The organism is Streptomyces sp. NPDC043854 (assembly GCF_056436005.1).
The window spans coordinates 90,642-111,932 of sequence record NZ_JBWKDK010000027.1 but is presented as its reverse complement, the minus strand read 5'-3'; the positions used below and the strand labels follow the sequence as shown (position 1 = coordinate 111,932).

The following is a 21,291-nucleotide window of genomic DNA, read 5'->3' as shown; positions in this document are numbered from 1 at the left end:
TCCCCCCCGCCCCCCCCACCCCCCCCCCCCCCCCCCCCCTGGCCCCCCTCCCCCCCCACCACCCCCCCCCCCCCCCCCCCCCCCCCTCCCCCCCCCCCCCCCCCCCCCCCCCACCACCGCGATGCCCGTCGCCCAGGCCGGCGGCCCGCAGCAGTACGCCGCGCACGCCGCGACCTCGCAGTTCCAGCAGCCGATGGTGCCGCCGCTGAACCCGGAGGACGGCACGGCCTTCCCCGGCGGCGGGTACGACACCCGCGGGCGCGTCCCGGGCCACGGCGGGGGCCGCGACGGCTATGACGGCTACGACGGCTACGACGCCTACGACCGGTACGACGACCGCGGCAGCGGCCGCTGGAAGCTGTGGCTGTTCGCCGTCCTCGCGGTCATCGCGATCGCCGGCGGGGTGGCGTACGCCGTCAACTCGATGGGCGCCAAGAACAAGGGCGACAACGGTCCGGCGGTCGTCCAGAGTTCCTCCAGTGCGAAGCAGGGCGCCCCGTCCGCGTCGCAGAACGCGCCGTCGCCCGAGACGCCGAATTCCTCGCGGCCGTCGGAGGAGTTCTCGGCACCGCCGTCCCGTCCCCGGAACTCGCAGAGCGCCAGCCCTTCGTCCTCGCCGTCGCAGGCCAGCCCGTCGCCCTCGGTGACGAAGTCGAGCCCGGCGCCGACGAAGTCCAGCGGGCCGTCGCCCACGAAGAGCCAGTCGGGGCCCGCGGATCCGAATCCGCTGGAGGAATCGGACTGAGTCGCGCGGAACTGGATCTAATAGCTCCGGTTCCGCGGAATTGAATGCCCGTCGTCCGCCCGTCGCCCGTCGTCCGCCTGTCGTCCCTCGTCCGCCATCGTCCGCCCGTCAGGCGCGCCGCTGCGCCTGAAGGCGGGCCACGTAGGCGGCGGCCTGGGAGCGGCGCTCCATGCCCAGCTTGGACAGCAGGCTGGAGACGTAGTTCTTGATGGTCTTCTCGGCCAGGTGCAGCCGCTCGCCGATGGCCCGGTTGGTCAGGCCCTCGCCGATCAGGTCGAGGATCCTGCGCTCCTGCTCGGTCAGGCCGGCCAGGCGGTCGTCGTCGCCGCGGCCGCCGCTGCCGTTGCGCAGCCGCTCCAGCACCCGCGCCGTGGCCACCGGGTCCAGCAGCGACTTGCCCGCCGCCACGTCCCGTACGGCGCCGAGCAGCTCGTTGCCGCGGATGGCCTTGAGCACGTAGCCCGAGGCACCGGCCATGATCGCGTCGAAGAGGGCCTCGTCGTCGGCGAACGAGGTCAGCATCAGGCACCGGACGCCCTCGTCCTGCGAGCGGACCTCGCGGCAGACCTCCACTCCGCTGCCGTCCGGCAGGCGCACGTCGAGGACGGCCACATCGGGGCGCGTGGCGGGGATGCGGACCAAGGCGTCCGCGGCGGTGCCGGCCTCTCCGACGATCTCGATGTCCTCTTCGACCGACAGGAGCTCATGCACGCCGCGCCGTACCACTTCGTGGTCGTCCAGGAGGAATACCTTGATTTTTCCGTCTTCGCGCACGAACTCAGTTTCACACACTCACCCCTTCCCTGAGGTCGTTACCCGGGATAACGTGCCGTTGTTCCGGCCCCCTGCAAGGCTGTGACCAGTGCTTGTTCCCCGCTCTGCGGATTTACTTGGAAATCCAAGCAAAAACGCAGGTCAAGTAGGGTTTCGCAGTTATGCGCAGCACTGGGTAACGTGATTGCGCAGGACTGTCGCCGGGGCACCTGTCACGCCTGAATCCCGTGCCCGACCGCACCCACCCCGTGCGCGGACACGGATCCAGGTGAGCCGCACTGGACCCCGGAGAACCCGGGAGCCGGACCGACGGAGGAGCAACACGTGACCGTGGAGAGCACTGCCGCGCGCAAGCCGCGACGCAGCAGCGGCACCAAGCGGGCGGCAGGCGCTTCGAGCGCCTCCAAGGCCCCCGCAGCGAAGGCTGTCGCCACCGCGCAGAACGCCGAGCCCCAGCTCGTACAGCTGCTGACCCCCGAGGGGGAGCGGATCGGCGCTGCAGAAAACCCTGACAACGCGGAGTTCCTGTCCTACGTGGAGGACATCACCACGGAGGACCTGCGCGCGCTCTACCGCGACATGGTGCTGACCCGCCGCTTCGACGGCGAGGCGACCGCCCTCCAGCGCCAGGGCGAGCTGGGCCTGTGGGCCTCGCTGCTCGGCCAGGAGGCCGCCCAGATCGGCTCCGGCCGGGCCCTGCGCGACGACGACTACGTCTTCCCGACCTACCGCGAGCACGGCGTCGCCTGGTGCCGCGGGGTCGACCCGACGAACCTCCTCGGCATGTTCCGCGGCGTGAACCACGGCGGCTGGGACCCCAACAGCAACAACTTCCACCTGTACACGATCGTCATCGGCTCGCAGACGCTGCACGCGACCGGTTACGCGATGGGCGTGGCCAAGGACGGCGCCGACTCCGCCGTCATCGCCTACTTCGGCGACGGCGCGTCCAGCCAGGGCGACGTCGCCGAGGCCTTCACGTTCTCGGCCGTCTACAACGCCCCCGTGGTGTTCTTCTGCCAGAACAACCAGTGGGCGATCTCCGAGCCGACCGAGCGCCAGATGCGCGTCCCGCTGTACCAGCGCGCGCAGGGCTTCGGCTTCCCCGGCGTCCGCGTCGACGGCAACGACGTCCTGGCCTGCCTCGCGGTCACCCGCTGGGCCCTGGAGCGGGCGCGCCGCGGCGAGGGCCCGACGCTGGTCGAGGCGTACACGTACCGCATGGGCGCGCACACCACCTCCGACGACCCGACGAAGTACCGGCGCGACGAGGAGACGCAGGCCTGGGAGGCGAAGGACCCGATCCTGCGTCTGAAGACCCACCTGCTGGCCGTCGGCGGCGCCGACGAGGCCTTCTTCGAGGAGCTGGAGGCCGAGAGCGAGGCCCTGGGCAAGCGGGTGCGCGAGGTCGTGCGCGCCATGCCCGACCCCGACACCATGGCGATCTTCGAGAACGTCTACGCGGACGGGCACGCGCTCGTCGACGAGGAGCGCGCCCAGTTCGCCGCCTACCTCGCTTCCTTCGAGGAGGGTCACTGATGGCTGTCGAGAAGATGTCGATCGCGAAGGCGCTCAACGAGTCGCTGCGCAAGGCCCTGGAGACGGACCCCAAGGTCCTGATCATGGGTGAGGACGTCGGCAAGCTGGGCGGTGTCTTCCGGATCACCGACGGCCTGCAGAAGGACTTCGGCGAGGACCGGGTCATCGACACCCCGCTGGCCGAGTCCGGCATCGTCGGCACGGCGGTCGGCCTGGCCCTGCGCGGCTACCGGCCGGTCGTGGAGATCCAGTTCGACGGGTTCGTCTTCCCCGCGTACGACCAGATCGTCACGCAGCTCGCGAAGATGCACGCGCGGGCCCTCGGCAAGGTCAAGATGCCGGTCGTCGTGCGCATCCCGTACGGCGGCGCGATCGGCGCGGTCGAGCACCACTCGGAGTCCCCGGAGACCCTCTTCGCGCACGTCGCGGGCCTGAAGGTGGTCTCCCCGTCGAACGCGAGCGACGCCTACTGGATGCTCCAGCAGGCCATTCTCAGCGACGACCCGGTGATCTTCTTCGAGCCGAAGCGGCGCTACTGGGACAAGGGCGAGGTCGACACCGACGCCATCCCGACCGCGCTGCACACCTCGCGGGTCGTGCGCGAGGGCGCGGACCTCACCCTGGCGGCGTACGGCCCCATGGTGAAGGTCTGCCTGGAGGCGGCGGCCGCGGCGGCCGAGGAGGGCAAGTCGGTGGAGGTCCTCGACCTGCGCTCGATGTCCCCGGTCGACTTCGACGGCATTCAGGCCTCCGTGGAGAAGACCCGCCGGCTCGTCGTCGTCCACGAGGCGCCGGTGTTCCTGGGCGTGGGCTCCGAGATCGCCGCCCGCATCACGGAGCGGTGCTTCTACCACCTGGAGGCGCCGGTGCTGCGCGTGGGCGGTTTCCACGCGCCGTATCCGCCGGCCCGCCTGGAGGAGGAGTACCTGCCGGGCCTGGACAGGGTGCTCGACGCCGTCGACCGCTCGCTGGCGTACTGAGGAGAGCCCTGTGACCATCCGCGAATTCAAGATGCCCGACGTGGGCGAGGGCCTCACCGAGGCCGAGATCCTCAAGTGGTACGTCCAGCCCGGTGACGCCGTCACCGACGGGCAGGTCGTCTGCGAGGTCGAGACGGCGAAGGCGGCCGTCGAGCTGCCGATCCCGTTCGACGGCACCGTGCACGCGCTGCTGTTCGAGGAGGGCACCACGGTCGACGTCGGCCAGGTGATCATCTCGGTGCAGACCGGCGACGCGGCCGCGGCCCCCGCCGAGGCTCCGGCCGCCGCGGCCGCCCAGGCTCCGGCCGCCGCCCCGGCCGAGGCCGAGGAGGCCGCACCCGAGGGACGCCAGCCCGTGCTGGTCGGCTACGGCGTCGCCCAGTCCTCGACGAAGCGCCGCCCGCGCAAGGCCGTCCCGGCCGCCGCTGCCGCGGCCCCGGTCGCCGCGCCGGCACCCGTGGCCGCTCCGGTTCCGGCTCCGGCTCCGGTGGCCGCCCCGGCCCCCGTCCTCAACGGCAGCGGGTCCGCGCACACCGTCGGGGACCGGCCGCTGGCCAAGCCGCCGGTGCGCAAGCTCGCCAAGGACCTCGGCATCGACCTGGCCACCGTGGTCCCCACCGGGGACGGCGGGATCGTGACCCGCGAGGACGTGCACGCCGCAGCCGCGGCCGCGCTCGCCCCGCAGGCCGCTGCCCCGGCCCCGGCAGCCGTCCCGGCTCCGGCCGCCGCCGCTGCCGCGGCCGAGGTGCCCGCCCGGGCGGCCGCCGCCGCGCCGGGCGCCCGGGAGACCCGTATCCCGGTCAAGGGCGTCCGCAAGGTCACTGCCCAGGCCATGGTCGGCTCGGCGTTCACCGCGCCGCACGTCACCGAGTTCATCACCTTCGACATCACGAAGACGATGAAGCTGGTCCAGGAGCTCAAGGCCGACCCCGACCTGGCCGGGCTGCGGATCAACCCGCTGCTGCTCATCGCCAAGGCGGTCCTGGTCGCCGTCCGCCGCAACCCGGACGTCAACGCGTCCTGGGACGAGGCGGCCCAGGAGATCGTGCTCAAGCACTACGTCAACCTGGGCATCGCGGCGGCCACTCCGCGCGGCCTGATCGTCCCGAACATCAAGGACGCCCACGCCAAGACGCTGCCGGAGCTCTCCCAGGCCCTGTCCGAGCTGGTCGCCACGGCCCGCGACGGCAAGACCTCCCCGGCCGACATGCAGGGCGGCACCCTCACCATCACCAACGTCGGCGTCTTCGGCGTCGACACCGGCACGCCCATCCTGAACCCCGGCGAGTCCGCGATCCTCGCGGTCGGCGCGATCAAGCTCCAGCCGTGGGTCCACAAGGGCAAGGTGAAGCCGCGCCACGTCACGACCCTGGCGCTGTCCTTCGACCACCGCCTGATCGACGGCGAGCTCGGCTCCAAGTTCCTGGCCGACGTCGCCGCCGTGCTGGAGAACCCGCGCCGCCTGATCACCTGGTCGTAGCAGGCAGCGGCAGCAGCACCCGCTCCACCCGCTCCACCGTCCGTGGCCGGTCCCCCGCCTGAGGGGGCCGGCCATCGGCCGTCCCCGGCAGGTGCCGCCCCGGCGGGTGCCGCCCGGCGGACGCGGGACCCGAAATCCCTCGCCGCGGGCGCCACCCCGTGTGATCATCCACAGATGATCTTTCGTGCTGCCACCGCAGACCCCGCCGATCTCGACCGCGCCGCCGCCCACCCCGCCGACGGCCCCCTCCCCGCCCTCCCCGCCGGAAAGGTCCGCGAGGAGCTCGCCGCCCACCGGTTCCGCCCCGAGTGGACCTGGTTCGCCGAAGACGCGGACGGAGAGGTGCTGGCCCGCGCCCTGTGGTGGGGCCGCGCCGACAGCGAACGGCCCATCGCACTGGACTGCCTCCAGGTCCGGTCCTCGGTCGCCGACCCGGCCGCCCTCGCCGCCGGGCTGCTCGCCGCCGGACACGAGGCCTTCGGCGCCCTCCCCCTCTACAACCTCTCCCTCCCCGCGGACTGGTGCACCCGACCGGACCTGGCCGAGGCGGTCGCCTGGCGCCGGGAGGCCGCGTACCGGACGGGCCTGACCCGTGAGATCGAGCGGCTGCGCTACGAGTGGACCCCGGCCGCCGGGACCGCCGCGCCGACCGGGCGGCTGGTCTTCCGGGAGGGCACCGACGAGGAGTTCCTCGACGCATTCGCCCGGGTCTCCGCCGGCAGCCTCGACCTGGCCACACAGGGCGAGCTGCGCGCGAAGACCCCCGAGCAGCTGGCCCGCGAGGACATGGAGTTCTACCGGGACTGCCCGGGCGAGCGCTCCTGGTGGCGCCTCGCCGAGCTGCCGGACGGCACGCTCGCCGGCCTGGCCGTCCCGTCGGCGACCCCGTACCACCGCAACGTCGGCTACCTGGGCGTCGTACCCGAGCAGCGCGGCAAGGGCCTGATCGACGAGGTCCTCGCCGAGATCACCCGCTTCCACGCCGCCGCCGGCGCCGACCGGATCACCGCGACGACGGACACCGTCAACGCCCCGATGGCCGCCGCCTTCGCCCGCGGGGGCTACGAGGTCTCCGAGATCCGCCTGGTGCTGGAGGCCCCCGGGCGTGACTGACACGGGCACGGCGGCCGGCGCGACGCCGCTCGGGATCCGGCCGGATGCGGGGCGGTGCGCCCGGCCGGAACGGCGGCTCGAGCGGCGGGCGGGGGGTGCGGGGAGGTAGCCTTCCGGGCTTGAAGGGGGGCGTGCCGGGTGTCCATCGCCGAGTTGCAGGTCTACTCCGTCGAGGAGGCCGACGCCGCGGGCGGGCTCTGCACCGTCCGGTGCATCGGGGGCGTCGCCCGGACCGGCCAGGTGTACGCCGCCGGGGACGCCCGCCTCGGGCTGCGGGGCATCGAGCGGCACGGCCGCCGGGCGGCGTCCCTCCGCGCGGGCCAGGCGGCACGGGTCCGCCTCACGGGCGCCATGACCGCGCTGCTGACCCGCGGCCAGGTGCTGACGGCGGTGCCGCCCGGCGGCCATGCCCTGGCCGACCTGGAGGCCTGGCTGGCCACCGACCCGCCGCTGGCCGACGAGCCGCACCCGCTGACCCTGCGCTCCCACGGCGTGTCCGGGATGCAGGACGACGCGCTGCCCGACGGGATGCGGCTGCGCTGGGGCCGGGTCGCGCTGGCCGCGGTGGACCGCACGGCCGCGTGGGCCGGATGGCATCCGCTGGACCACGCGATCGACCGGGCCGGCGTACGGTCCTACCTCATCCGGCAGTTCGGCCCCGGCCCCGGCCTCGGCGGCGACCCGGACGGGCTGTGCCGCGAGCTGCTGGACCTGATCGACCTGACCCCGGCCCAGGCGGCCGCGGAGGGGCTGGCCTGGCGGGACCTGCCGCGCCGCCGCATCCGCCACCTGCGCCGCATCAAGCTCCTGTTGAACAGCATGGCCCTGGTCCGGCCGCACCTCGGCGGCGCCCCGGACACCGCCCGCGCCGTGGACGCCTGGTCGGGGGTCCGGGCGGTGCTGCCCTGAGCCTCCGTCAGAGTGCGTCCCCCGGTGTGGTGGTGGGCCGGGTACGGCATCATGGCGTGGTCTGCGAACGGGGAGCGGGGGAGCGGGTGTCGCTGCACGACGGGCCGGAGAGCGGCGGCCGAACGGTGATTGCCGGGCGCTACCGGCTGGAGGAGCGGCTCGGCCGGGGCGGCATGGGGGTCGTGTGGCGGGCCACCGACGAGCTGCTCGGGCGTTCGGTCGCGGTCAAGGCGCTGTCCCTCGACACGGGGGCCGATCCGGCGGGCGCGCTGCGCGAGGCGCGGGCCGTGGCGCAGATCCGGCATCCCCACGTGATCGTGGTGCACGACGTGGTCGAGCACGAGGGGCAGCCCGTCATCGTGATGGAGCTGGTCGACGGCGGGTCGCTCGCCGACCGGCTGGCCGCCCCCGGCGGGACGTTCTCCCCGAGGGAGGCCGCCGGCGTGGGGCTCGCCCTGCTCGGCGCCCTGTCCGCAGGCCACGCCCACGGAGTGCTGCACCGGGACGTGAAGCCGGCGAACGTCCTGCTGGAGGCGGGCACGGGCCGGGTGGTGCTGACCGACTTCGGCATCGCGAGCCTCCCCGGGACGACGACGATCAGCGGGACCGGGGTGTTCGCGGGCACGCCCGAGTACTCGGCGCCGGAGCGGATGCAGGGCGCCCCCGGCAGCCCGGCGTCGGACCTGTGGTCGCTGGGCGCGCTGCTGTGCGCGGCGGTGGCGGGCGAGTCGCCGTTCCGCCGGGATTCGCTCGGTGCCGTCCTGCACGCCGTCGTGTACGAGGAGATCCGGCCGACGGCCCGGCTGGGGCCGCTCCTGCCGGTGGTCCGCGGCCTGCTGGAGCGGGACCCGGAGCGGCGGACGGGGGCCGCGGAGGCGCGGCGGCTGCTGGCCGCGTGCGCAGGCGGTGGCGGTGGCGGTCCGGCGGACGAGGAGACGGCGGCCTCCGCCGCGGGGGCCGCGTACACGCCCACCGAGCAGGTGGACCGCGCGCCGGAGCCCGTTGACGACCCGGGCGGGCGGGAGCACCGCATCGACCGGGAGCGGTCCGCGGACCGGGACGGCCGGCCCCGGCCGCGGCTGCGGGGTGCGCGCGCGGCGCTGGTCGTGGCCGGGGCCGTCGCAGCCTGCGCGGGTGCGGCGACGGCGGTGACGCTGCTCGACGGCCGGACGGCGAAGCCCCCGGCCGACGCGTCCGCACCGGCAGCCCCCGGGCCGTCGGGGTCGGCGGCCCCGTCGACCGCTCCGCCCGCGCCGCCGTCCCCCTCGTCCTCCGCCTCGCCCTCCGCCGCGGTGCCGTCGCCGGACGCGTCGGTGTCCGTACCGGTGCCGCAGTCCCCGGCGACGCCCCGGTCCGGGGGCGTTCCGGCCGGGTACACGAAGGTCCGGGACCTGCGGGGGTTCAGCCTGGCCGTTCCCCAGGGGGCGAACCGCTCGACCGACGGCGAGCGCACCTTCTACATCACGGCGGACGGGGCCGTCCGGGTCGGGATCAAGTTCGGGTCGGTTCCGCCCGGCGGGGCCATGGGGTCGATGGTGGCCGCCGACGAGCGGGGGCCGGTGAACAACAAGGGGTACCGCGACAACCGGGTCACGGCGACGACGCACCGCGGACTGCCCGCCGCGTTCTGGGAGTTCACCTGGGACGGCTTCTCCGCAGCCGAGGGTGCCCGGCACACGTACGACCTCGCCTGGGAGCAGGACGGGACGCTGTTCGACGTGTGGGTGTCGGCCCCGGTGGGCCGCTCCCGGGAGGCCCGCGGCATCTTCGACACGGCGGTGGACACCTTCGCCGCGTCCGGCCACTGACGGGCCGGAAACGCGGCACCGGCGGGCGTGTCAGTTGCTACTAGCCGGACTTGGCGGCGTTGCCGAGGACCTTGGTCGGGGTGATGCGGACGACCACGCGGACGTCCTCCGCCGGTGCCTCCAGGTACTCCTTGCCGCCGCCCGGGCCGAGGTACTCCTCCGCGATGCGGACGGCGACAGCGCGGCCCGTGTCCTCGGTGACGGCGGCGGTGCCGCGGATCTCCACGTAGCGGTAGGGGTTGGCCAGGTCGAACACGGTCAGGCCGACGCGCGGGTCGCGGAGGATGTTCCGCTCCTTGCGCCGCCCCTGCTCGGTGGAGACCAGCAGCTCGCCGCCGTCGCGGGAGACCCAGACCACCGAACTCTGCGGACTGCCGTCGGGGTTGAGCGTGGACAGGACAGCCGGGTGCGGGGCGTCGAGCAGGCTGCGTACGGTGTCGTTCAGCTCAATCGTCATGCGGTCGAGGCTAGTTGGGGTCCGGCGGGCGCGTACAGGGGATTCCGGCGACTCCCGGTGGTCGGGGAGCGGCCTGCCGCACCGCGGACGACGGCCCGACCGGGTTTCCCGGTCCCGGCTGCCGGGCCGGCTACCGGGTCGCCTCGTTCCAGGGGAGGTTGAGCCAGGGGCTGCCGGGGTCGGTGGTCAGGGCCTGGTGGACGGCGGCCATGTCCGTGTACCAGTGCCCGTACTCCTCCTCGTCGAACTGGAGGCAGCGGCCGAGGATGAAGCCGGCGGAGAGGTCCTCCCAGGAGCGGTAGGCGAGCCGGCACATGCGGCCGGCGCGGACGACGGCGTCCTCGGCCTCCTCGACCGTGCCGAAGCGGGCGCCGAGGCCCCAGCGGGCCATCTGGGAGGCCCGCCCGTAGTCCCAGGCCTCGACCGAGCGGACGTACCTGCCCTCGCCGAGGATCCCGTCGGCGCGGAAGCGCTGCTCGTAGCGGGTGATCCGGCCGATGACCCGCTGGACGCCCGCGACCTCCCCCTCGATCTCCGCGGCCGAGCGCGGCCGGGCGGTGGTGACGCCTTCGGGGGTGATGCGGGGTTCGGCGGCGCGTTCGGCGTTGGCGCGGAGGGTGGCCTCGGTGGCGTGCCGCCAGTGCTCGATGTCGACGGGCCCGGCGAACTCCTTGGCGAGGGCGACGCGGACCCGCAGCGTGAACTCCCAGACCGAGCTCACCATGTCGGCCGCCAGCAGCCGCTCGGTGGTGGCGAGCCACTGCTCACGGGTGGTGACCCCCCACCAGTCCCGGAGCTTCTCGCGCTCCTTGGCGTAGCCCTCGCCGTGGTAGCCGAGGGCGTTCCAGAACAGGCCGTTGCGTACGGAGAGGTGCGCGCCGCAGGCGAGCCCGAAGGCGGCGGGCCCGTGCAGCGGGCCGCCGACGTGCAGGGCGTGGACGGTGTTCTCCTTCAGGCCGTACTCGGTGGCCCGGTTCCAGTGGAACTTCCACACCTCGCGGTCGGCGGGCGAGGACGGGAGGAAGGCCTCGCACGGGCTGCCCGGGTTGACGGCGAGGTACGGGGGGTCGCCGGGGTCGATGCGGTGCGCGAACCAGCTGAGGCTGTGGCGCGAGAACACCTGGTCGGGGGTGGGGGCGGGGAGCATGCCGGCCGTGTAGGCGACGAAGCAGGGCGCGGAGCCGGCCTGCGGGAAGCGGACGGGCTGGAGGTACACGGCGTTCGGTTGCTGGTCCAGGTAGGCGCGGGACTGCGGGACGAACAGCTCGGCGCGGGCGAGGGCGTCGAAGTAGGCGGGCCAGTCGTTGGCGGTCTTGGCCTCGTACAGCTGTCGTTCGATGATGCTCGGCGCGATCCAGGTGCCCATGGGTGAGAACCCTAACGGGGCCTCCGGCGGGCCTGATGCGGGCGGCGGCCTTGGTGCCGCCCACCGCGTGAGCGGCGGCTCGGTCGGGTGCGGCGATGCGAGTGGCGGACGGGTGAGCCGAGCACGGCGGCCGAGCAGTCCGCGGGGCGCAGGAACGACGCAGGAGGGATTCCTTCCACTTGAGCTGCACAAGGGGGCGCGCATGGTGGTCCCGCCACCGTGTGCGGACTCGGAGAGGGTGGTGCGGCCACCATTTCGTGGTGCATCAGGCCTGGTGGGGCGGTTGAGGCGGGTGGTCCGGCGCGTCTGAAGCCCCCTCGACGAGCATGCGAGCCGCCTCTGGCCTGGCCAAGGGCATGGAGTGCATTTCGCCAGACGATCACGCGGCCGTCCCGGTCGGTTCGGGCGTGATGGTCCGCCCTGCACATGCGGCCGAATGTGTGTGACGGCTCCACCTGTTCCGGCAACTCCCCCAGCCCCAGGGTTGAAGTGCTGAGGAGGAAGCCGGGGGAAGGGATGGATGCATCATGAGCGCACCGAGTCTCGAACGACTGGAGACGCTGAGCAGCCGGTTCGTACCGGACCTGGTCGTCGACGAGCTCTGCGCCGAGCTGTTCGCCTCGCTGCCGCGCAGCGACCAGCGCCGCAAGGGCGAGGTGTACCTGCGCGGGCTGCTCAAGGCCGAGGGCCGCAAGTCGATACGGAACATCGCGGCCCACGTCGGCGACCGGGCGGCCGAGCAGAGCCTCCACCACTTCGTCGTCTCCTCCACCTGGGACTGGGGCCCCGTACGGGCCGCCCTCGCCCGGTACCTCGAGCGCGCCCTGCGGCCCCGCGCCTGGGTGGTCCAGCCGGTGGTCATCTCCAAGGCGGGGACCGAGTCGGTGGGCGTCGCGCGCCGCTTCGTGCCGGAGCTCGGGCAGATGGTCAACAGCCAGGTGGCATTCGGGGTGTGGTCCGTCGCCGAGGAGCAGAGCTGCCCCGTCAACTGGCGGCTCGCGCTCACCCAGAAGTGGCGCGACAGCGTCGGCCCGCTGTCGCCGAACGTGCACCGGTCGGAGCTGGCGACGAGCCCGCTGGAATGCGCCGCCGGCGCCGTGGAGGAGCTGCGGGACTGGGTGGGGCAGCCGCACCGGCCGGTGGTGTTCGACCTGCCCGACGTCGATCCGGCCGCGGCGGCCCGGCGCTTCGCCCCGGTCGGCCTGCACTTCGTGGCGACGGCCCGCGGCTCGATGCGCGTGCGGTGCACCGATCCGGTGCTGCCGACCAGCGGCAACCGCGAACTGGCCGCGCACCAGCTGCTGCTGATGGCCCGTACGCTGCGTCGGCCGGTGACCTGGCTGGACCCGGTGACCCTCCGGCCGCGCACCTCACTGGTCGTCGGGGTGCGGGTGGAGCTGCCGCAGGCACCGGCCCCGGTGCTGCTGTTCGGCGAGTGGGCCGACCCGCGCGGCTGGCCCGAGCGGTGCTGGGTCAGCGACATGACCCAGGCGCCTCCCGGGGCGCTGCTGCGGCTGGCGAAGCGGGCCCGGAACGTGGAGCACGACTTCGCGACCGTCTCGCAGAAGGTGGGGATGACCGACTTCGGCGGGAGGTCCTTCGGCGGCTGGCACCGGCACACCACCCTGGCGTCGGCCGCACACGCGGTGCGGATGCTCACGGAGCGCAGGGGCGGCGAGCGGTAGCTCTCCGCCCCTGCGGCGCTTGTTCAGCCGATCGCGTGGCGGGCGGCGGTGCGGCGGCCCGGGCTGAGGGCCTGGCGGGTCCGCTGGAGCTGGAGGGCGAGCTGCACCTGGAGCGCCTGGGTGGGCTTCTGCCAGTCCTCCCCGAGGATCTCGGTGATCCGCTCCAGCCTGCGGGAGACCGTGTTGGGGTGGACGTGCAGGGACTCGGCGGCCCGGGAGGGGCTGTTGGCGGAGGCGAAGTACGCCTCCATGGTGCGGATCAGCTCGGTGTACTGCTGGTCGTCGTAGTCGAGGACCGGGCCGATGGTGTCGTTGATGAACCGGTCGATGTTCGGCTTCTCGGAGAGGAGGACGCCGAGGAAGCCCAGCTCCTCGGGGGAGGCGGTGCTCCCGGCACCGGTGAGCGCGGCCACCGCGTCCAGGCAGCGGCGGGCCTCCTGGTACATGCGGGCGACGTCCGACGGGTTGGCGACCGGCCCGGCCGAGCCGGCGGTGACGGGCCGGCCGAGCACCTCGGTGAGCTCCTTGGACGCCGCGCGGGCGATGGCCCCGGCCTCGGTGCCGGGGAGCAGCAGCACCACCCCGTCGCCGTCGACGCTCTTCAGGCCGTGGTGGCGGTTGGCGTACGAGGCGGCCCAGGCGGCGACCCGGCCCTGGACCCCGCCCTCGGGCCGGGCGATGACGATGACGTGCGGTTCGTCGAGGTTGAGGGCGAGCCGACGGCTCTGCTCGGCGATCTGCACCGGGGACAGCGAGGTGCCGCGCAGCAGGTCCTGGAAGAACTCGTCCCGCATGTGGCCCTCGGCGGCGGCCATGCCCTGTTCCATCAGCAGGACCACCGCCGTCACCTGGGCGGTGAGGGCGAGGAGCTGGACCTGGAGGTAGGAGGCGGGTTCCCCGGTGGCGAGGATGAGGGTGCCCAGCATTTCGTCGCCGGCGGCGATCGAGGCGACCCACACGCCGTCGGAGGTGCTGCGGGGCTGGCGGTCGGTGTGCGCGTCGAGCAGGACGGTGCGGATCTCCGCCTCGTCCAGCTGCGGGGGTTCGCCGACGGGGCAGGCCAGGGTCCGGCCGGCGGCGTCGCGGACGACGAGGGTGCCTTCGAGGCCCTTGACGGCCTCGGCGGCCAGGCTGCCGAGGCCCACGCCCTGGAGGACGAGGTCGAGGAGGCGGCCGTGGGTCTCCCGCAGCTGGCGGGCGGTGGTGGAGGAGTCCAGGGCGCGCGAGGTGTCCTGCTCCAGCTCCTCGACCTCGTACCGGGTCTGCTCCAGCAGGCGCGCCTTTTCGATTGCAACGGTTGCGAGGTCGGCGAGCGAACTCATCAGCGAGACCTCGTCCGGAGTGAAGTGCCGGACGTTGCGGTCGGCGACGTACAGGGCGCCGAGGCTGGCGCCCGCGTGCCGCAGCGGAACGGCCATGACGGCGTGCAGCCCCTCCGCCTGCACCACCTCGTCGATGATCGGGCTGTGGGTGAAGCTCGCGTCGCCCATGTAGTCGGCCGACCAGAACGGGGCCGAGCCCTCGGCGGCGCGCCGGCCGACGCCGCCGCCGGTGAGGGGGATGGCGAACCCGATCGTCAGGGCGGAGGCGTGGCCGTCGGCCGAGCGCACTCGGGAACAGCCCTCCTCCGGGTCGTCGAAGCTGACCCAGGCCATGTCGAGGCCGAGCAGGAGCCGGGCCCGGCGGGTGATGACCTTGAGCAGTTCGTCGAGGTCGTAGGGCAGGGTGAGGTCACGGGCGGTGTCGACGAGGGCGGCGAGGCCGGCCTCGCGCTGCTGGCGGCGTACGAAGAGGGCCCGGATGCCGAGGCTCTGGTCGCGGGCCCTGGCGAGCTGGGCGAGGTCTTCTCCGGACAGGCCTGACTCGCGCGCTTTGCGGACCACCTCGTCGAATGCGGCCGCGGGCGCCTCTCTGTTCAGCAGTTCCAGCATTTCGTAAGCGTGGTCGACCACGATTTTCCCCCCGACCCCCATAAAGCCGTTCACGATTGCACGAAGTTGGTGCAAGCAGTCCCATGGCCCGCCAGAAAGTATCTCTTGGGCTAAGAATCGGTCAAGAATCGCTCGAGATCCGCTCCAGGTCAGACGTGCAGAGGGTGGCCCGATCACCACGCCCCGAGAGGGATGCTGTCATCTGGACACCTTCTGGTCGAGGACCACTCGGGGGCAGGCTGATCACCGAGCGTTCCGGTGGCGTCACCACCACCGGGGCGCCATCAGCCACGGTGCTTCCTTGAGGAGTTCGCATGACCCAGCTGACCCAGCTGTCTCAGCTGCAGAGTTACGAGCGGTCGCTGCTGCGCAGCAGGCTGTCCCTGACCAGGGCGGACCGTCCGCGGGTGTTCACCCTGGCCGGCCGCGAGTGGGACCTGTTCGACGAGGTCTTCGCACCGGTGTACTCGCCCTCCACGATGGTGTCCCTGGAGCTCCTCGGCCTCAACGGCGGTGAAACGGAGGCCCGTTCGGGCTCGTTCCTCGAGATCGGCTGCGGCACCGGCGTGATCGCCGTCACCGCCGCCCTGGCCGGATGCGACCGCGTCGTCGCGGCCGACATCAGCCCCTCGGCCGTGGAGAACGCGGCCGTCAACGCCGAGCGGCACGGGGTGACGGACCGTCTCCAGGCGTTCCACAGCGACCTGTTCTCGGGTCTGCGCGAGCAGGAACGATTCGACACGGTCTTCTGGAGCTCCAACTACGTGATGGGGCCCGAGAGCTACGAGTACAAGTCGGTGCACGAGCGGGCGTACGTGGACACCGGCTACCAGGCGCACCGCCGGTTCCTGGAGCAGTCCGTGCACTGGACGACCCCCGGGGGGCGGGTCCTCCTGCACTTCAGCGACCGCGGGGACATGGAGGCGCTGTACCGGATCGCGGACGCCTGCGGCCGCGAGCTGGAGACGGTGGCCAGCCGGCGGGTGCGCGAGGGGGAGTACGGAGAAGACATGGTCGAGCACATGCTGATCGAAATCAGGCCAGTCGCGGCTTGATGTGAGCGGGGGGATATTTCGTCGTGCGTACGCTACTTGTCGACAATTACGACTCGTTTACGTATAACCTCTTCCACTATCTGGCCGAGGTGAATGGCCGGGAGCCGGAGGTCGTCCGTAATGACGACCCGAACTGGAAGATCGCACACCTCTCGGCGTTCGACAACGTCGTCGTCTCACCGGGCCCCGGAACCCCGCGCCGGTCCGCCGACTTCGGCGTCTGCACCTCGATCATCGAGCGCGCGGACCTGCCCCTGCTCGGCATCTGCCTCGGCCACCAGGGGATCGGCCATGTGCACGGCGCCACCGTCGACCGCGCCCCGGAGCCCCGGCACGGCCGCACCTCGCCGGTCCTGCACGAGGGGACCGGCCTGTTCGCCGGGCTGCCCTCGCCGCTGGAGGTGGTCCGCTACCACTCGCTCACCGTGACGGACCTGCCCGCCGCCCTGGAGGCCACTGCGTGGACCCCGGACGGCATCCTGATGGGCCTGCGGCACCGCACCCGGCCGCAGTGGGGGGTGCAGTTCCACCCCGAGTCCATTTGCAGTCAGTACGGAATACAGCTGCTTGCAAACTTCGCGGACCTGACCCGCGCCCACCGGGCCGGGCAGCGCTCCGGGCCCCCCGCCGCCACCCGCCGCGGGACGGCTGCCGCCGCGCCCGCTGCCGCGCCCGCCGCCGCATCCGCGGCGCAGCCCGCGCCCGCCCCGGCCGCCGCCGAGGCCCCGGTGCGCCGGCTCCGGCTCGTCGCCCGTACGCTCCCCACCCGCTGGGACGCCGAAACCGTCTACGACCAGCTCTTCCGCGGCAACGACCACGCCTACTGGCTGGACAGCAGCCTGCCCGGCGCCGACCGCGGCCGGTTCTCGGTCATGGGCGACGCCACCGGTCCGCTGGCCCGGGTCGCCTCGGCCGACGTGTGGAGCAAGGTCGTCACCGTCGACTCGGCGGACGGCGGCAGCGAGCTCGTCGCCGCCCCCTTCCTGGAGTGGATCGACCGCGACCTGCGCTCCCTGCGCACGGAGCTGCCCGAACACCCCGCCCTTCCCTTCGACTTCACCCTCGGCTGGGTCGGCTACCTCGGCTACGAGCTCAAGGCCGAGTGCGGCGGCGACCTCGTGCACCGCTCGCCCGTCGCCGACGCCGCGATGGTCTTCGCCGACCGCGCCCTGGTCCTCGACCACACCGAGCGGACCACCTACCTGCTCGCCCTCGCCGAAGACGGCGCGCAGGCGTCCGCCGCCGCGGCCGACGCCTGGCTGGCCGGCACCGCCGAACGCCTGACCAGCCTCGCCGGGTTCACGCTGCCGGCCCCGCGCCCGCAGCAGGGCGGCGGCGAGATCCGGCTGCGCCACGACCGCGGGGCCTACCTGGACCTGATCGACGGCTGCCTGGAGGAGATCGCCGCCGGGGAGACGTACGAGGTCTGCCTCACCAACATGGCCGAGGCCGAGACCGCCCTGGACCCCTGGGCGGCGTACCGCACCCTGCGCCGCACCAGCCCGGCGCCGTTCGCCGCCCTCCTGCAGTTCGGCGGGCTGAACGTGCTCAGCACCTCGCCCGAGCGGTTCCTGCGCGTCTCCCCGGACGGCTTGATCGAGTCCTCGCCGATCAAGGGCACACGGCCGCGCGGCGCCACCGCCGAGGAGGACGCGGCCCTCGTCGAGGACCTGCGGGGCGACGAGAAGGACCGCTCCGAGAACCTCATGATCGTCGACCTGGTCCGCAACGACCTCGGCCGCTGCGCGGTCTCCGGCACCGTCGAGGCCGAGGAGCTGTTCCGGATCGAGAGCTACGCCACCGTCCACCAGCTCGTGAGCACCGTACGGGCCCGGCTGCGCCCGGAGCTGACGGCCGTGGACTGCGTCCGCGCAGCCTTCCCCGGCGGCTCGATGACCGGCGCCCCGAAGATCCGCACCATGCAGATCATCGACCGGCTCGAAGCGGGCCCGCGCGGGGTCTACTCCGGCGCGATCGGCTACTTCTCGCTCTCCGGCGCCGCGGACCTGAGCATCGTGATCCGCACCGCCACCGTCACCGCCGACCGCGTCGCCTACGGGGTGGGCGGGGCCGTGGTCGCCCTGTCCGACCCGGACGCCGAGTACGAGGAGACCGCCGTCAAGGCTGCTCCGCTGCTGGCGCTGACGGGAACCCGGTTCCCGGATCGGCGGCCGGCACGGATTCCGTCCTGACCGCCCCGCCGTGCTGGAGGCGCGCGAGCTCCGCAGCCTCCAGCACGGCCGCGACCTCACCGGCGCGCACCCCCAGCCGCTCCAGTGCGCGCAGCGCGCACGCCGCCTCGGCGTCGGCGTTCAGCAGGGTGTCGCCGGTCAGCGCCGGTTCCCGGGCGGCGGCCTCCAGCGTCTCCACGGACAGCGCGAGCGCCGTGTTCCAGCCGACGAGCGCCCCCACGCCCCCGTCGGCGCCGGTGCCCCACAGCAGCCGCGGCTGCAGCGCCCCGTTGGCCCGCAGCACCCGCCACCAGTCCCCGGACAGCCGCTCCTCGCGCAGCCGGTACATCCGCCGGGCCACCGCCAGGCCCGCGGCGCCGCGCACCGCGTCGTCCGCGGCCACCCCCAGCCGGTCCAGCCGGCCCGCGACCTCCCGGTCGAACAGGCCCACCGGGAACGAGGCCACCACCGGGGCGTCGCCCAGCGGCCGGCCCGCGGCGAGGGACCGCTCCAGCCCGGCCACGTACGCGTCGAGCACCTCGGCGTACCGCTCGGCCGAGAAGACCAGCGCGGCGTGCACCCCGACCCCTTCGGCGAGGCAGTCCGCGAGCGCCTCGACCCCCGCCGGGGTCATGGGCATGCGGATCAGCGCGTTGGGTCGCGCCACCGCACCGTGCAGGGCGCGGGCCGCCGAGGTCAGCGCCCGCGCGTCGCGGACCCCTCGGGGCGGCAAGGGCACGGAGACGTGGCCCACCGTGCCCTTGCTCGCCTCGAACACGGGCAGCAGCAGATCACAGGCACGCCGCGCCTGGGCCGGCGTACTGCCCGCCGGCACGAGGACGTTGTGGAAGTGGCCTCCCAGTGTCGGATACCGGGCCCCGGTGGCGAACTCGTCGGGGTCCCGCGCGCTCAGCCACGGGGAGACACCCTCCGACACCAGCTGCCTCAGCAGCGCTCCAGCTCCTTGACTCACCACGCTTCGCACCTTAGAACGTCCCGACATACCCCGGAAACAATGCGGTGATGGTGTGTCAAGTGACCGCCGCCGACCGCCCCGCAGGGGGTCGGGACCTTAAATGGTTTCCGACCGGGCGCCGTTGAACCGGCGGCTGATGCGTCAGGTTTGTTTCGGAATCCTCTATTCGACCTGACCGAATGTGTGCCACCTGACGAAGTGAGAAATGTGCGGTGGTTCACGCGATTCCCCGTTTCACAGACTTCTCGCTGCATCCGATGTCACGGCAGGTACGTACAGCACTGGGAGGTGCCGCATGCACGGTGTTGCACGCTGGAATAGATTGCCCGCGGGCCAGCAGCCCGTCTGGCCGGACGAAGAAGCCCTGGCGAGCGCCAGGGCCGAACTCGCGGGATCCCCCGCGCTGGTACGCCGTGAGGACGTCGACCACCTGCGGGCCCTGCTCGCCGCGGCAGCGCGGGGGGAGGTGCAGATCATCCAGGGCGGCGACTGCGCCGAGGACCCCGCCGAGTGCACCCCCGGCTACGTCGCCCGCAAGGCGGCGCTCCTGGACGTCCTTGCCGGTGTCATGAAGGCCCGCTCGCTCAAGCCCGTCATCCGCGTGGGCCGGCTCGCCGGGCAGTTCGGCAAGCCCCGCTCCAGCCCGACCGAGACCGTGGCCGGCGTGGAGCTCCCGGTCTACCGCGGGCACATGGTCAACAGCCCGGAGCCCGACCCCGAGCTGCGCCGCCCCGACCCGCAGCGCCTGGTCACGGGCTACAAGGCGGCCGCCGGCGCGATGGCCGCGCTCGGCTGGCACGGCGAGGGCCGCCCCTCCCCGGCCGAGGCCCCGGTGTGGACCAGCCACGAGGCCCTGCTCCTCGACTACGAGGGCCCGATGCTGCGCACCCAGCCCGACGGCTCGGTGCTGCTCGCCTCGACCCACTGGCCGTGGATGGGCGAGCGCACCCGCGCGCTGGACGGCGCCCACGTGGCGCTGTTCGCCGCCATCGCCAACCCGGTCGCTACCAAGGTCGGCCCGACCATGACCCCGGACGGGCTGCTCGAGCTGTGCGGCAGGCTCGACCCGCAGCGGGAGCCGGGCCGGCTCACCCTCATATCCCGGATGGGCCAGGGCACGGCCGCCGAGAAGCTGCCCGCGCTGGTCCGCGCGGTCCGCGAGGCCGGCCACCCGGTGCTGTGGATGTGCGACCCGATGCACGGAAACACCGTCGCCGCGCCCGGCGGTGTCAAGACCCGTTATGTCGAAACCGTCGTGCGCGAGGTCGAGGAATTCCAGCGGGCCGTCGTGGAAAACGGCGGAGTCGCGGCCGGACTCCACCTGGAGACCACCCCCGACCAGGTGCACGAATGTGTCACCGACGAATACCACGTCGACGAGCTCGGCGAGAAGTACACCTCGTTCTGCGACCCGCGCCTCAATTCCGACCAGGCAATCGAAGTCGCCTCGGCATGGCGCGGCTGAGGCTGACAACCAAGGGGGTTACTCCATCATGGAAGGAAAGATCGCTCTGGTCACCGGAGCGGCCGGCGGCATAGGCGAGGCCATCGTGCGCGCGCTGGCCTCCCGGGGCGTCCGCGTGGCCGCGGTCGACCGGGACGCCGACCGCCTGCGCAAGGTGGCCAAGGCCGTCGAGGAGGACGGCGGGGCCCGCGTGGAGCCGTTCCCCGCGGACGTCACCGCCAGCGCGGACGTCGAGGCGCTCGTCGACGACGTGGAGGCGCTGGTCGGGCCGCTCGACTTCCTCGTCAACGCCGCCGGCGTGCTGCGGCTCGGCGAGGCGCGCACGCTGACCGACCAGGAGTGGAGCACGACGTTCGCGGTCAACACCACGGGGGTCTTCTTCGTCTCCCGCGCCGTCGTCAACCGCATGGTGCCGCGCCGCCGGGGCGCGATCGTCACGATCGCCTCCAACGCTGCGGGCACCGCCCGTACCGAGATGTCCGCGTACGCCGCCTCCAAGGCGGCCGCGACCATGTTCACCAAGTGCCTGGGCCTGGAGGTCGCCAAGTACGGCATCCGCGCGAACCTCGTCGCGCCCGGCTCCACGGACACCCCGATGCTCAACTCCATGTGGCAGGACGAGAGCAGCGCGCGAGCCTCCATCGACGGCGTCCCGGACGCGTACCGCGTCGGCATCCCGCTGGGCAGGCTGGCCCGCCCCGAGGACGTCGCGGAGGCGGTCGTCTTCCTCCTCTCCGACAAGGCGTCGCACATCACCATGCACGACCTCACCGTGGACGGCGGTGCGGCGCTCGGTGTCTGAGACCGGTGCAACCAGCCAGCGAACCGTGAACCAGA

At 73.2% G+C, this 21,291-nt stretch carries 17 protein-coding genes; 12 read left to right on the top strand and 5 right to left on the bottom strand.

What is annotated here, in order from left to right; translation table 11 throughout:
* Nucleotides 1-121: 121 nt before the first annotated feature.
* Nucleotides 122-745 carry a hypothetical protein gene (locus AC068A_RS23940; protein ID WP_478587993.1) on the top strand — a complete coding sequence of 208 codons (624 nt, stop codon included), beginning with the start codon at nucleotides 122-124 and terminating at the stop codon, nucleotides 743-745.
* A gap of 108 nt (nucleotides 746-853) precedes the next feature.
* Here the strand turns inward: AC068A_RS23940 and AC068A_RS23935 are convergent, their stop codons facing one another.
* On the bottom strand, nucleotides 854-1,519 hold the full coding sequence (locus AC068A_RS23935; protein ID WP_478587991.1) for a response regulator: 666 nt from the start codon (nucleotides 1,517-1,519) through the stop codon (nucleotides 854-856).
* A gap of 324 nt (nucleotides 1,520-1,843) precedes the next feature.
* On the opposite strand from AC068A_RS23935, the gene pdhA reads away from it, so the two are divergent.
* From pdhA to AC068A_RS23905, 6 genes are all read left to right on the top strand, one after another.
* Nucleotides 1,844-3,058, top strand: a complete 1,215-nt coding sequence (gene pdhA / locus AC068A_RS23930; protein ID WP_478587990.1) for a pyruvate dehydrogenase (acetyl-transferring) E1 component subunit alpha — start codon at nucleotides 1,844-1,846, stop codon at nucleotides 3,056-3,058.
* Entirely contained in the window at nucleotides 3,058-4,038 is a 981-nt protein-coding gene (locus tag AC068A_RS23925) for an alpha-ketoacid dehydrogenase subunit beta (RefSeq protein ID WP_478587988.1), read from the top strand. The genes pdhA and AC068A_RS23925 overlap by 1 nt, the downstream gene beginning before the upstream one ends.
* Nucleotides 4,039-4,069: 31 nt before the next feature.
* Entirely contained in the window at nucleotides 4,070-5,518 is a 1,449-nt protein-coding gene (locus tag AC068A_RS23920; RefSeq protein ID WP_478587995.1) for a dihydrolipoamide acetyltransferase family protein, read from the top strand.
* Between the two features lie 174 nt (nucleotides 5,519-5,692).
* Nucleotides 5,693-6,631, top strand: coding sequence for a GNAT family N-acetyltransferase (locus tag AC068A_RS23915; protein WP_478587987.1), 939 nt, complete (start codon nucleotides 5,693-5,695; stop codon nucleotides 6,629-6,631).
* Nucleotides 6,632-6,769: 138 nt separating this feature from the next.
* Nucleotides 6,770-7,540 carry a hypothetical protein gene (locus AC068A_RS23910; RefSeq protein WP_478587985.1) on the top strand — a complete coding sequence of 257 codons (771 nt, stop codon included), beginning with the start codon at nucleotides 6,770-6,772 and terminating at the stop codon, nucleotides 7,538-7,540.
* A gap of 86 nt (nucleotides 7,541-7,626) precedes the next feature.
* Entirely contained in the window at nucleotides 7,627-9,348 is a 1,722-nt protein-coding gene (locus AC068A_RS23905) for a serine/threonine-protein kinase (protein WP_478587983.1), read from the top strand.
* 40 nt (nucleotides 9,349-9,388) lie between these two features.
* Here AC068A_RS23905 and AC068A_RS23900 read toward each other — a convergent pair whose 3' ends face one another.
* The gene (locus AC068A_RS23900; RefSeq protein ID WP_478587981.1) at nucleotides 9,389-9,805 is read right to left on the bottom strand and encodes a PPOX class F420-dependent oxidoreductase; all 417 of its coding nucleotides are present in this window, start codon (nucleotides 9,803-9,805) and stop codon (nucleotides 9,389-9,391) included.
* Nucleotides 9,806-9,935: 130 nt separating this feature from the next.
* Nucleotides 9,936-11,171 carry a DUF1266 domain-containing protein gene (locus AC068A_RS23895; protein ID WP_478587979.1) on the bottom strand — a complete coding sequence of 412 codons (1,236 nt, stop codon included), beginning with the start codon at nucleotides 11,169-11,171 and terminating at the stop codon, nucleotides 9,936-9,938.
* Between the two features lie 527 nt (nucleotides 11,172-11,698).
* Between AC068A_RS23895 and AC068A_RS23890 the strand changes: the two genes are divergently transcribed.
* Entirely contained in the window at nucleotides 11,699-12,856 is a 1,158-nt protein-coding gene (locus AC068A_RS23890; RefSeq protein ID WP_478587978.1) for an IS701 family transposase, read from the top strand.
* A gap of 23 nt (nucleotides 12,857-12,879) precedes the next feature.
* On the opposite strand, the gene AC068A_RS23885 is transcribed toward AC068A_RS23890, so the two are convergent.
* Nucleotides 12,880-14,787 (bottom strand): helix-turn-helix domain-containing protein, encoded by a 1,908-nt coding sequence (locus tag AC068A_RS23885; protein ID WP_478587976.1) that lies wholly within the window; start codon nucleotides 14,785-14,787, stop codon nucleotides 12,880-12,882.
* 314 nt (nucleotides 14,788-15,101) lie between these two features.
* Between AC068A_RS23885 and AC068A_RS23880 the strand changes: the two genes are divergently transcribed.
* Complete coding sequence (locus tag AC068A_RS23880) at nucleotides 15,102-15,842, top strand: 50S ribosomal protein L11 methyltransferase (protein WP_478587974.1); 741 nt, start codon at nucleotides 15,102-15,104, stop codon at nucleotides 15,840-15,842.
* A 23-nt stretch (nucleotides 15,843-15,865) separates the two neighbouring features.
* Complete coding sequence (gene pabB / locus AC068A_RS23875; RefSeq protein ID WP_478587972.1) at nucleotides 15,866-18,034, top strand: aminodeoxychorismate synthase component I; 2,169 nt, start codon at nucleotides 15,866-15,868, stop codon at nucleotides 18,032-18,034.
* Here pabB and AC068A_RS23870 read toward each other — a convergent pair.
* Complete coding sequence (locus tag AC068A_RS23870) at nucleotides 17,961-18,986, bottom strand: transaldolase family protein (RefSeq protein ID WP_478587970.1); 1,026 nt, start codon at nucleotides 18,984-18,986, stop codon at nucleotides 17,961-17,963. The two genes, pabB and AC068A_RS23870, sit on opposite strands and share 74 nt — an antisense overlap.
* A gap of 298 nt (nucleotides 18,987-19,284) precedes the next feature.
* Here AC068A_RS23870 and AC068A_RS23865 point away from each other — a divergent pair, with 298 nt between their 5' ends.
* Nucleotides 19,285-20,454, top strand: coding sequence for a 3-deoxy-7-phosphoheptulonate synthase (locus tag AC068A_RS23865; RefSeq protein ID WP_478587968.1), 1,170 nt, complete (start codon nucleotides 19,285-19,287; stop codon nucleotides 20,452-20,454).
* A 28-nt stretch (nucleotides 20,455-20,482) separates the two neighbouring features.
* Nucleotides 20,483-21,256 carry a 2,3-dihydro-2,3-dihydroxybenzoate dehydrogenase gene (locus AC068A_RS23860; RefSeq protein ID WP_478587966.1) on the top strand — a complete coding sequence of 258 codons (774 nt, stop codon included), beginning with the start codon at nucleotides 20,483-20,485 and terminating at the stop codon, nucleotides 21,254-21,256.
* Nucleotides 21,257-21,291: the final 35 nt, after the last annotated feature.